Below are 12,480 nucleotides of genomic sequence, written 5' to 3'. Positions count from 1 at the left end.
TTACCGCAAAAATACTACTTTCAAAGTTAATTCGCGATTAATTCTTAAAACTTCGTGGAGTATAATCTTAAAAAAGCTCTCCTGAACGATACGTTGGCAGGATCCCTAAGTGCTTGTAAGCCTTCTCCGTAACCTCACGACCTCTTGAAGTCCGCTTCATATATCCTTCCTTAATCAGGAATGGCTCATAAACCTCCTCAATCGTTTCCGCCTCTTCTCCGCATGCCGTTGCAATCGTTGAAAGCCCGACCGGCCCGCCTTTAAATTTTTGAATGATCGTTGACAATATACGATTGTCCATTTCATCAAGCCCGTTCTGATCTACATCCAATGCCAGCAAAGCAATTTCAGCTATTTCAACAGTAACTTTACCATTGCCCTTCACCTGCGCGAAGTCACGCGTGCGACGCAAAAGATTGTTTGCAATACGAGGGGTTCCGCGGCTGCGGCGGGCAATTTCGAATGCTGCGTCTTCTTCCAGCGGAGTGCCGAGAATAGCGGCGGAGCGTTTTAAGATTGTGGATAATAATTGGGCGTCGTAATATTCCAGGCGTGCATTAATACCAAATCGTGCACGCAAAGGCGACGTAAGCATGCCCGCGCGCGTTGTGGCACCGATTAATGTAAAAGGATTCAATCCAATCTGAATGCTGCGTGCATTGGGGCCACTATCGAGCATAATGTCGATTTTGTAATCTTCCATCGCTGAATACAGATATTCCTCAACAATGGGATTTAAACGGTGGATTTCATCAATGAACAACACGTCGTGTTCCTGCAAGTTGGTTAGCAGACCCGCAAGATCGCTGGGCTTGTCTAAAACAGGGCCGGAAGTGATCTTTATTCCTGCGCCCAGCTCATTGGCCACAATATTGGATAAAGTCGTTTTTCCCAATCCCGGGGGGCCGTGCAACAAGACGTGATCGAGCGCATCGCCACGCTGGCGCGCGGCCTGCACAAAAATTTTAAGGTTTTCCAGAATTTTGTCCTGACCCGTAAAGTCATCAAAAGTAAGCGGTCGCAATGCGCGCTCAATTTCTTTTTCAGTATTGGAAAGATTTTCTTTATCTCCGGACAAATAATCCTGACGCATAATAATCGGCTAAATAAACTTAACCAAAAATACTCGTTTTAATCTGCAAAAAGAAGCTTACCGGATGATCATTACCGAACCACGCTTCACATTTGGTGCGCGTTCGGGATAGTAAAGCGCCTCGTAAGAGATCACATAAGGATAGGCTCCGGGCTGCACTTTCAGGCCTTTGTATGTCCCGTCCCAGCGGTCTTCAATGTTTGTAGAAGCATAAATTACCTCACCCCAGCGGTTATAGATGCGAATTGAAAAATTGGTATAATATGCCCCGAAAATTTCCAGAATTTCGTTGTGGCCCTCGCCGTCCGGTGTAAATGCATCTGGAATAAAGAACCTGGGCTCGCACCGGTCTACAACTTCGGTCGTTTGCTGCGCCACACAGCCCTCTTTATTCACAGCGATCACCGTGTAACTTCCCTCAGCACCAACAGTCACCGTACGCGTCGTGTCGCCGGAATGTGGCCATTCGTAGGACTGCACGCCTTGTCCATTCGCATCCAGAATAACCGATTGACCATCTGGAATGCAAATCGCATATTCAGGCAATAGATTCAGGATCGGTGAAGGCCGCTCGCCAACCTGAATGGTGTCTGAGTTGTAGCAATCATTACGGTCTTTCACAATCACAAAGTAAGAACCGGCCTCACCAACAGTGATTTCTTTTGTGTCTTCGCCGGTGCTCCAATTGTATTCAATCCAGCGGTCACTTTGAACAGTTAATACTATAGAACTGTCGCGGCATAACGTCGTGTCAGGCCCGATCGAAAATGCTGGCGGGCGTCGTAATGTAATTTCAATGGTGTCGGCAGAAAAACATTCTCCTTGCGGACCGTTGAAGGCAACAGCAATGTAACGGCCAGTCGCAACCGCATTATATGTTTTCTGGCGGCCAACCACCCTGCCACGGTGAATCCAGGCGTACACCTCTGCCTGAACGCCCATATCCAAAGGAACAAAAGCGCCGCAAGTGTCTTTGTCAGCACCCAGATTAATCGGAGGAGGTGTTTCGAAAATAACGACTTCCTGCACAATGGTGGTGTCTTTACATTTATTGGTCGCGCGCATACGCACCATATAAGTGCCTGGTTTTGTATAAGTATAGGTTGCTTTTTGCTCTTTGGAAGGGGCTGTAAAGCTTCCATCACCCAGGAAATCCCACTGGTAAGTATCTTCGATCGGGTCGCAAATCGGGCTTGCTTCAAAGGTTGTGGGTTCATTGGTACAAAAACCGCTTGCTTCAAATCCAGGACCGGACGATTCCTGCGTGAAATCCTGCACCATATTTGGCAAACCTAACTGACTTTTTTTACCACCCAAACTTACGGCATCACGCTCATACTCAACGCCCGTAAGAGAATTCCCTTCCGGCTCACCGATAACGGCGAGATATTCACTGCCCTCAATCGCCATATAAATCCTTCCATCAGGGCCAAATTGCAAAGCACCGAATTTTCGGTTGGCAGAACTGTCAATGGTTATCGCCGTTTCTGTCAGCAAGCTGTCGGGTAATGTGAGATCGTACTGTTTTAAATAAGAACTGGTGCCGTTTTCGCCGGAGAATGAAATATACATTTTCTCCCCGCTGGGCGAAAACTCAATTCCATAAGCTGTGGGCGGCGCGGCTCCCAGATCTACGGTTTTATCATAGGTTAATGTGCCTGTTGAATCATTGAAACTGAATAATTCAACATAATTTTTTGGTGGGCCGGGGATAATCACCGCCAGTCTGCGCTGCCCTGTGGCGCTGTCAGGCGAGGAAAATTTCATATAACCTTCTGCTTTTCCCAGGCTATCATGCTTCATACCGAGCTCAGGAGCGCTGCTTTCTATTAAACCGCCGGTTGTAGCGTGGAAAATGCGAAATTTGTTCGTTCCGTAATCGTGAGAAATAACCCAATAAGTGCTGTCGCGGTCATTACGTGCAGACACTATACGTTCGGTTGTAGGTTGTTGTAATACTGTGTTTGTTTCAATGATCGCACCCAGGCCATTGTTCCGGCGCATGTCCACAACGCTTTTGGTTAACAGCTTTTCACCATTGATATCCGAAGTTGTAAACACATTGAACAAATATTCACAACCCTTACAAGTGGGCTGCGGGACAATAAGGACGGATTGGGTGGAATTCGGGCTTCCTTTTAGCGGCGGGCAATTGGGCTGCTCGAAACAGGGCATGACGTCCCCGTTCTTGTTCCAGACTGTTATTCCATCAGAATAAAACAGTAATTGACCTTTGGAATTGGCTATGGATGAGGTTCCTTCGGGCGTATTCAGCTTGCCGTCGGTAATCGGCGTGGGCGGATTATTTGAGAAATCAAGTCCTGCATTTCCACCGAAAAACCACTTAGCTCCTTCCTGATTGGAAGGTTCCATACAGATCTTCACATTGATCCGATCCTGGATTTTACAACCATTAGGCAAGATCACTTCTACGGAGTAACAGCCTGAGCTATCAACATTTAAGGTTTGCGTCGTGTCGCCTTTGGGATACCAGACATATCGTGCCCCATCCGGTGCACCTTGGGGATAAGGATCCAGGATTAACGTATCGCCAGGACAAATCGTCGTATCCGTTTTCCATTCCTGAAATGCGGGCGGTAACTCGCCAATCTGAACAACTTTTGAAACCGTTTGCGTTGTCCCGCCTCTGATCGTACGAGTCAATGTTACATTATACTGCCCGGGTGCGAGGTAGGAATGCTGCGCAATTCGCCGGTTATCCGTCGCGCCGCCTTCTCCAAAACTCCATTGCCACGCAATAGCCGTACTTAGCGTATCACTGAATGTTGTTGAATCGGCTTCGCAATCCGGGTTCTGCATACACTGCCCTTCGACTTTAAAGTCCTGCGCGTTTGCAAACACTGTGGTCAGCAGTATGAGAAAGAATGTTGAATAAAATATTTGTTGGTACTTATTATAAAATCGCCCCATGTTTCGTTACTAGTTCAAACACCCCACGCCACCACAATTAATATTCGGATTACCTGACAATACTAACGAAAATAAAATGTTAAAATTTTGTGCGGTAATGTCGTAAAAACCACTCTAATTTGAATATTAATACGCAATTTGATGATATTTTGTGAATTTAATTTTGTATTTTTTTTGAGCTTGTTTTCCCTCCGCTCATTAACGTGCGGCAATAAGAAATATTTATGATAAAGCGTTTACTTCTCCTTTTTGTACTGACACTGCTTTGCCTGAAAGGTTGGAGCCAGGACCCGCAGTTTTCGCAATTTTATGCGAATCCCCTGTATCTGAATCCGGCACTTGCCGGTGGAGCGCTTGCACCGCGTGCTACGATCAATTACAGAAATCAGTGGCCATCATTGTCAGCGAACTTTGTAACAACTTCCGTGGGTGCCGATATTTTTCTGCCCAATTATAATAGCGGGCTTGGTGTTTTGGTAACCATGGACAGCCAGGGCCTCGGTAACCTGAAATCAACGGATGTAGCACTTCAGTATTCTTACCAGATCCGGTTAAATGAAGTGACATCGCTCCGCCTCGGAATCCAGGGTGGGTTTGCTTCCCGGAAACTGGATTATTTCGGACTGACATTTGGTGATCAATATAATAATGGTGGACTTACCGGACAGCCTTCGGAGGATCCATTTGCGCAAGGCGGGCCGAATGTAAACTATGCGGATTTTGGATCTGGCTTAATGCTTTATTCTGACTGGTATTGGGCGGGAATTTCGGCACATCATCTAAATCGTCCTAACCAGGCATTTTCTTCGGTTTCGGAAGCAAGGTTGCCGGTTAAGACCAGTTTTCAGGCTGGATTAAGGATTCCTTTTGCAGGTTATACATTCTTGGGAGATGAAATTGATAAGGAAAAGACGATTTCTCCTGCAATTATGTACAAAAAGCAAGGCAAATACGACCAGTTTGATGCGGGTTTGTATGCAACCATTGAACCATTGGTTTTGGGAGTTTGGTATCGGGGCATTCCTTTCAAAAAATACGAACAGAACATCAATAACCACGAAGCGCTCATTTTCCTCGCTGGTTATCGCCAGGATAAATTTTCAATTGGTTACAGCTACGACTTGACGATATCAACGCTCGGTGCCAGCAGCGGCGGGGCGCACGAAATATCGTTATCCTACATTTTTGATCCCATCGAATCCAAGCCGAGACGCAGCAAGAGCAGCAAAAAACAATTGTCTTGTCCTAAATTCTGATACGGCCTTTCAGGGAAAATTAAATCTTATAATGGCGATTTAGGGTAGAGCAAAGGATTTGTCGTCTTTTTTAACCACAATAATCACCATTTTAATTTTTATAAGTTTTCATGAACCACCGTTCCAAATTCCAAACCTTACTACTCGTATTTATGGCTGTTGCATTTGCAGCCGTTGCAGCTCCCCCGAAAAGAGAATTTTACGAAATCAAGATCTATCAATTAAAAAACCCGGATCAGCAAGCGAGAATTGAAGCTTACCTAAAAGACGCCTACATTCCGGCCATGCATCGCGCAGGGATCAAGAATGTTGGTGTTTTCAAACCTGTTGCATCAGATACAATGGCCGGAAAACTGATTTACGTTTTCACACCATTGAAATCACTGGAACAATTGCTGGATATGCCCAAAACACTTGCAAAAGACGCGGCATATGCTTCCGCGGGCAAAGATTACATTGATGCCGAATACAAAAATCCTCCTTATGCGCGCTACGAAACCATTGTTTTGCAAGCATTTACGGGCATGCCGATGCACAAGAAGCCAGGATTAACAGGACCAAAAGCAGACCGCGTTTATGAGTTGCGCAGTTACGAAGGTCACACGGAAAAAATTTATCAAAATAAAGTGAAGATGTTCAATGACGGCGGAGAGGTTCCTCTTTTTGAAAGATTGGGCTTCAATGCAGTGTTCTATGCAGAAGTGATTGCGGGCAGCCATCAGCCTAACTTAATGTACATGACCACTTTCGACAATAAAGCGTCCCGCGACGAACATTGGAAAGCATTCAGCGCAGATGCGGAATGGAATAAATTGAAAGTGAACCCGGAGTATCAGAATAATGTATCAAAAAATACAAGCTTCTTCTTGACTCCAACCGACTACTCAGATATCTAATCCCGAATTGAATGAAAGCTGCTGTCATTAAAAATCTTCACGAGCCCCTGGTTATAGAAGAAGTTGAACAACCACAGGCCGGACCCGATGAAGTGGTTGTTCAACTGAAAGCAGCTTCATTAAATCACCGCGACGTTTGGATTCAAAAGGGCCTTTATCCGAAAATCACGACGCCCGTTATTCCCGGATCCGACGGAGCAGGAACAGTAAGTGAAGTGGGAGAAGGTGTGGATGCTGAATGGCTCGGCAAGGAAGTGATCATTAATCCTTCGCAAAACTGGGGCGATAATCCTGCTTTTTACGGGGATGAACACAAAATATTAGGTTTGCCGGATAACGGGACTTTTGCTGAATATGTCAAAGTAGAAGCCCGTTATCTGGTTCAAAAACCTGCCTATCTATCATTTGAACAGGCCGCTACATTGCCTCTTGGCGCATTAACCGCTTGGCGCGCATTGCATACGCGAGCAAAATGGCAGCCGGGAGATAAGGTTTTGGTGACGGGTGCGGGCGGAGGCGTCGCTTTGTTTGCAATTCAATTTGCTATTGCGGCCGGTGCGGAAGTGTGGGTAACTTCCGGTTCCGATCAGAAAATCCAAAAAGCCATTGAAATGGGTGCTAAGGGAGGCATCAATTATAAAATCCCAACCTGGTATCGCGATCTGCTTGTTAAGGCAAGAGGACCGAAGCTGGGTTATTTCAATGTCATCATTGATAGCGCTGGCGGCGCAGGTTTTGCAAGATTGATTGACATTGCAGCTCCTGGTGCCAGAATTTGCTTTTACGGCGGCGGAACCGGCAACATTACCGACATTGTCCCGGCCAAAGTATTCTTCAAACAGCTCAACATTATCGGAACCACGATGGGGACCGAAGCTGAGTTTCAGGAAATGATCAAATTTGTTGAGGAAAAAGAGATTATGCCCATCATTGACACAGTTTTCCCATTGGACGAAGCCGAAAAAGCATTACGCTTAATGGATTCGGGCCAGCAGTTCGGGAAAATTGTTTTGAAAATCTAGCCTTTATTTCTGTACAGATTCAATTGCGCCGCGAACGCTTCCGTATTGATTCAGCAATTTTTCAGCCTCGGCAGCATCCACATTCAGTTCGTCGATAATCATTTGCTGTGCCCGATTGACCAGTTTTTCATTGGTAAGCTGCATATCGATCATTTTATTGCCCTTCACTTTGCCCAAACGGATCATTACAGCCGTTGAAATCATATTGAGGACCAATTTCTGAGCGGTTCCGGACTTCATTCTAGTGCTTCCTGTTAAAAATTCAGGTCCTACAACCACTTCCACGGGAAATGCTGCTGCTTTCGCAACGGGCGAGCCATCATTGCAAACCACGCATCCGGTCAGCAAACCGGCTTTTTGCGCTACAGTCAATCCGCCGATCACATAAGGCGTTCTTCCCGATGCTGCTATGCCTATTAATGTGTCGTTCTCGTTAGGTTCGTAAGGTTTCAGGTCAATCCAGGCCTGGTTCCAGTCGTCTTCCGCATTTTCAACCGCTTTCCTGATCGCAGTATCGCCGCCGGCAATAATCCCGACCACCAGATCAAACGGAACGCCAAAAGTTGGGGGACATTCCGAAGCATCCACGACACCCAGCCGGCCGCTAGTACCAGCCCCGATATAAAACAGTCGCCCGCCTTTCTGCATCCGAGGAACAATTTGCGATACAAGCGCTTCTATTTGCGGGATGGCTTTTTCAACTGCATTCGGGACTGTTTTATCTTCTTTATTGATGGAAGACAAAATGTCCTGAACACTCATTTTTTCAAGATTATTGTAATGGGAAGATGACTCTGTGGTTAGCATAGCATTTGGATTTTGGATTGGTCAAAATTAAATATTTTCCTGAAACCACGCTTCACCAAACATTAATTTGGTATTTATCTCAGATTATCCTCAAAAAATCGCGTGAATGTTTGGAAAATAGAAAGATACCCTCCTAATTTGTAACACAAACAAAAAGTTAGCGAAATTTCGCTAGATTTATAAGTTACGCTAATGAAATTCATTTTAATCGTCCCAGTTCTAATTCTAGTCACGCGATTTGCGTGAGTGAGGACGATTGCATAAAACCTGGCACCTCACTCACCCGCTGATTGAGGTGTTTTTATTTACAACATATTCACCATGTCGACAGAACTTAACAGATTTTCAAAAACCCTGACCCAAGAAGTTACCAATCCGGCAGCGCAGGCCATGCTTTACGGCATTGGCTTGAAAGAAGAAGATTTTTCAAAACCACAAATTGGGATTGCCAGCACAGGTTACGAGGGAAACCCCTGTAATATGCACTTAAACGGACTTTCTGTTTACGTGAAACAAGGTGTGACAGCCAATGAAATGGTGGGCTTGATCTTTAACACAATCGGTGTTTCCGACGGGATGACCAACGGAAATGACGGAATGCGTTACTCATTGCCAAGTCGCGACATTATCGCGGATTCGATTGAAACGGTGGTTTCCGCACAATGGTATGACGGCGTGATTGCGGTTGTAGGTTGTGATAAAAATATGCCGGGAGCAGTAATGGCGATGGCCCGGATCGATCGGCCTGCAATTATGGTTTATGGCGGAACAATACGTTCAGGACATTATAAAGGACAAAAACTGGATATCGTTTCCGCATTTGAAGCGCTTGGGAAGAAATTTGCCAACAACATTTCAGACGAAGATTTTAAAGGCGTTATACAAAATTCAATTCCTGGCCAGGGCGCTTGCGGTGGCATGTACACGGCAAACACCATGGCGGCTTCGATTGAGGCGATGGGAATGAGCTTGCCATTCAGCAGCTCTTACCCAGCGACGCACGAAGGCAAGCAGGAAGAATGCAAGAAAATCGGCGCGGCGATGAAAAAACTTTTGGAACTGAACATTACTCCGAAAGAAATCATTACCAAAAAGTCCCTTGAAAACGCATTAACCGTTGTTATGGCGCTAGGCGGTTCTACAAATGCAGCATTGCACTTCTTGGCAATCGCGCGTTCAGCAGGACTTTGGCTGACATTGGATGACATTCAGGCAATTTCAGATCGCACACCATTTATCGCGGATTTGAAGCCTAGTGGTAAGTATTATATGGAAGATATTTTGGAAATCGGCGGTGTTCCTGCGATCACAAAATATCTGTATTCCAAAGGTTTGATCCACGGTGATTGCATTACAGTAACCGGTAAAACAGTCGCTGAAAACTTGGCAGAAGCTCCTGATCTTAATTTTGACACACAGAAAATGGTTTTTCCTTTGGAGCAAGCCATTAAATCAAGCGGTCACATTCAGATCATGTATGGTAACCTGACGCCAACGGGCGCGGTTGCGAAAATTACGGGAAAAGAAGGGATGACGTTCGACGGCGAAGCAAAGGTTTGCGAGCACGAATCGGAGATCATTACCATGCTTTCAAAAGGTGAAATTAAAGAAGGACACGTTGTGGTAATCCGTAATGCAGGTCCAAAAGGCGGTCCGGGCATGTCGGAAATGTTGAAACCAACTTCCGCTGTAATGGGAGCAGGACTAGGAGACAAAATCGCCTTGATCACTGACGGCCGTTTTTCAGGCGGAACGCACGGATTTGTAGTAGGACACATTACACCCGAAGCATTCGACGGAGGCCCGATTGCCCTGGTAAAAGACGGCGACCGCATCTCCATCGACGCCAACACCCGCCAGCTAACCTTGCACATTTCAGACGAAGAAATGGCAGCCCGCAAAGCGGCTTGGATTCAGCCCGCTCCGAAGTTCACAAAAGGAATGTTAGGAAGATACATCAGAACCGTAAAATCAGCCGCCGAAGGCTGCGTAACGGACGAAGCGTAAAAGAGTTAGTTTATGGAAAGCGAATTTAAATTAGACAGGACAGCATTTCACGCGGGATCTCACGAGGAAACCGAAAAGTATTATGCTAAAAATCAGCCAAAAACGTCGAGGGAGAGGTTGCAAGCTGCGAATTACCTGAATAGTGTCGCTTTTCAGTTTGATATAAACAATCCGCCGAGAATGGACAGAACAGCCTTCTCCATGCGGAAACACACATTATAATGGCAAATATCTTCAATGATGATTTTCAGGACTTTTTGAAATCATTAAATGAAAGTGAGGTCGAATACATATTGGTTGGAGGTTACTCGGTAATCCTTCACGGTTATTCGAGAACCACTGGTGATATGGATATTTGGGTTAATAAAACGAAAGAGAACTATTTGAGAATAGCAAAGGCGTTCGGGAAGTTTGGAATGCCGATGTTCGATATGACCGAAGACAATTTCTTATCAAACCCAAAATTTGATGTCTTCACTTTTGGAAGAGCGCCGGTTTCGATAGACATTATTACCAATTTGAAAGGTCTGGAATTCGATTATGCCTTTCAAAATGCGTCGGATCACATTGTAGATGATTTAATAATCAGATTGATCCATTATAAAGATCTGATTACAGCGAAAAAGGCCGCCGGAAGGCCACGAGATATAAATGACATTGAAAATCTTGAAAATTCATCCGACTAAATAAATAGAGGAGTCATGGGATTTAATGAAAATCAAACACAAACAATGCAGGTGATCGAGCCGGTGGCTTCGATTGCTAAGCCGGAGTTGATCAATGGTTCACACGCGGTAATCCAGTCGCTGATCGCGGAAGGGGTTGAGACCATTTTCGGTTATCCGGGTGGGGCGATCATGCCGGTGTATGACGCGATTTATGATTATCAGGATCAGGTTAACCACATTCTGGTGCGTCATGAGCAAGGTGCAGCGCATGCGGCGGAAGGTTTTGCGCGCATTACGGGTGAAGTGGGCGTGTGCCTTGTAACATCCGGCCCGGGAGCAACGAACCTTGTTACTGGAATAGCTGATGCGATAATCGACTCAACACCAATGGTTTGCATTGTTGGTCAGGTGGCTTCTCATTTGCTGGGAACGGATGCATTCCAGGAAACGGATGTGATGGGTGTTACTATTCCAATCACGAAATGGAATTATCAGATTACCAATGCGGATGAAGTTCCTGAGATCATTGCAAAAGCATTTTATATAGCAAAATCGGGTCGTCCGGGCCCTGTCCTGATCGACATTACAAAGGATGCGCAGCAGAAATTGATGACGCGACCATTTGTTCACAAAAAATGCGAAAAACTGGTTAGCTATCACCCACGCTTGTCTCCAAAAGACGAGCAGGTTGCAGCAGCTGCAAAATTGATCAATCAGGCAAAACGTCCGTTCCTGTTCTTTGGACACGGCGTGCAGATAGCTAATGCAGAAGCGGAATTGATCCAATTCATTGAAAAAACAGACATTCCTGCGGCTTCAACATTGCTCGGACTTTCTTCTGTTTCTTGTGACCATCCTAACTATGTAGGCTGGCTTGGAATGCATGGGAATTATGGGACTAATGTCCTTACCAACCAATGTGACGTCATTATTGCAGTCGGAATGCGCTTCGATGACCGCGTTACGGGTGATTTGAGCCGTTATGCGAAGCAGGCGAAGGTCGTTCACATTGAAATTGACCCGGCGGAAATTGACAAGATCGTTAAAGCGGACGCACCGGTTGTAGGTGATGCCAAAAGGGCGCTTGAAATGTTGCTTCCATTGGTTAAGGAAAATAACCACGAATCTTGGCGCGAGGAATTCAAAAGATACGATGCGATTGAGGATCAGAAAATTACGCAGCCAGAGCTTGCTCCGACAACGGAAAAGATCAAAATGGCTGAGGTGATTCGCACGCTTTCCGATAAAACAAAAGGTGAAGCCGTGATTGTAGCCGATGTGGGTCAGCATCAGATGATGACTGCGCGTTATTATCAGTTCAAAAAAGCAAACTCTTTTATTACTTCCGGTGGACTAGGAACAATGGGTTTTGCATTGCCTGCTTCGTTTGGAGCAAAAGTAGGAGCCCCTGATCGTGAGGTTGTTGCGATCATTGGTGACGGCTGTTTTCAGATGACAATCCAGGAATTAGGGACCATTGCACAAAGCGGTTTGCCGGTTAAGATCATTATTTTGAATAACAACTTCCTTGGAATGGTGCGCCAGTGGCAACAGCTTTTCCACCAGAAACGCTATTCATTTGTAGAGCTGCAAAACCCCGATTTCATCACCATAGCAAAAGGTTTTGGCATCGACGGCCACACTTGCGGCGCGAGGGAGAATCTGAATGATTCGCTGGATAAAATGCTGGCTTCCGATAAGCCTTATTTGTTGGAAGTTTTGGTAGAAAAAGAAGAAAATGTGTTCCCAATGGTTCCAACCGGAGCTTGCGTGGCAGATATCAGATTGGAATAAAATAGA

10 protein-coding genes are annotated in these 12,480 nt (G+C 45.6%); 7 read left to right on the top strand and 3 right to left on the bottom strand.

The features are described 5' to 3' along the window. Positions 1–67: 67 nt before the first annotated feature. A complete protein-coding gene (gene ruvB / locus B5X68_RS21555; protein WP_082216826.1) occupies positions 68–1,093 on the bottom strand; it encodes a Holliday junction branch migration DNA helicase RuvB in 1,026 nt (341 codons plus the stop codon). Between the two features lie 57 nt (positions 1,094–1,150). After that, complete coding sequence (locus B5X68_RS21550; RefSeq protein ID WP_229208514.1) at positions 1,151–3,955, bottom strand: PKD domain-containing protein; 2,805 nt, start codon at positions 3,953–3,955, stop codon at positions 1,151–1,153. A 293-nt stretch (positions 3,956–4,248) separates the two neighbouring features. Between B5X68_RS21550 and B5X68_RS21545 the strand changes: the two genes are divergently transcribed. From B5X68_RS21545 to B5X68_RS21535, 3 genes are all read left to right on the top strand, one after another. Continuing rightward, entirely contained in the window at positions 4,249–5,280 is a 1,032-nt protein-coding gene (locus tag B5X68_RS21545; RefSeq protein ID WP_082216825.1) for a PorP/SprF family type IX secretion system membrane protein, read from the top strand. 110 nt (positions 5,281–5,390) lie between these two features. Continuing rightward, positions 5,391–6,176 carry an NIPSNAP family protein gene (locus B5X68_RS21540; protein WP_082216824.1) on the top strand — a complete coding sequence of 262 codons (786 nt, stop codon included), beginning with the start codon at positions 5,391–5,393 and terminating at the stop codon, positions 6,174–6,176. Between the two features lie 11 nt (positions 6,177–6,187). Continuing rightward, a complete protein-coding gene (locus B5X68_RS21535; protein ID WP_082216823.1) occupies positions 6,188–7,198 on the top strand; it encodes a zinc-binding dehydrogenase in 1,011 nt (336 codons plus the stop codon). Positions 7,199–7,201: 3 nt separating this feature from the next. On the opposite strand, the gene murQ is transcribed toward B5X68_RS21535, so the two are convergent. After that, positions 7,202–8,005, bottom strand: a complete 804-nt coding sequence (gene murQ / locus B5X68_RS21530; RefSeq protein ID WP_082216822.1) for an N-acetylmuramic acid 6-phosphate etherase — start codon at positions 8,003–8,005, stop codon at positions 7,202–7,204. A 321-nt stretch (positions 8,006–8,326) separates the two neighbouring features. Here murQ and ilvD point away from each other — a divergent pair, with 321 nt between their 5' ends. Genes ilvD through ilvB form a run of 4 tightly spaced genes read left to right on the top strand, consistent with a single transcriptional unit; the run spans position 8,327 to position 12,474 of the window. Continuing rightward, positions 8,327–10,012 carry a dihydroxy-acid dehydratase gene (gene ilvD / locus B5X68_RS21525; RefSeq protein ID WP_082216821.1) on the top strand — a complete coding sequence of 562 codons (1,686 nt, stop codon included), beginning with the start codon at positions 8,327–8,329 and terminating at the stop codon, positions 10,010–10,012. A gap of 12 nt (positions 10,013–10,024) precedes the next feature. Further along, entirely contained in the window at positions 10,025–10,234 is a 210-nt protein-coding gene (locus B5X68_RS21520; RefSeq protein WP_082216820.1) for a hypothetical protein, read from the top strand. Then, entirely contained in the window at positions 10,234–10,698 is a 465-nt protein-coding gene (locus tag B5X68_RS21515) for a nucleotidyltransferase (protein ID WP_082216819.1), read from the top strand. The genes B5X68_RS21520 and B5X68_RS21515 overlap by 1 nt, the downstream gene beginning before the upstream one ends. 15 nt (positions 10,699–10,713) lie before the next feature. Continuing rightward, on the top strand, positions 10,714–12,474 hold the full coding sequence (gene ilvB / locus B5X68_RS21510; protein WP_082216818.1) for a biosynthetic-type acetolactate synthase large subunit: 1,761 nt from the start codon (positions 10,714–10,716) through the stop codon (positions 12,472–12,474). The last annotated feature ends 6 nt before the right edge of the window (positions 12,475–12,480 follow it).

Origin of the sequence: Dyadobacter psychrophilus (assembly GCF_900167945.1) — a bacterium.
Taxonomy (GTDB): domain Bacteria; phylum Bacteroidota; class Bacteroidia; order Cytophagales; family Spirosomataceae; genus Dyadobacter; species Dyadobacter psychrophilus.
This window is presented reverse-complemented; position numbering and strand designations above follow the sequence as displayed.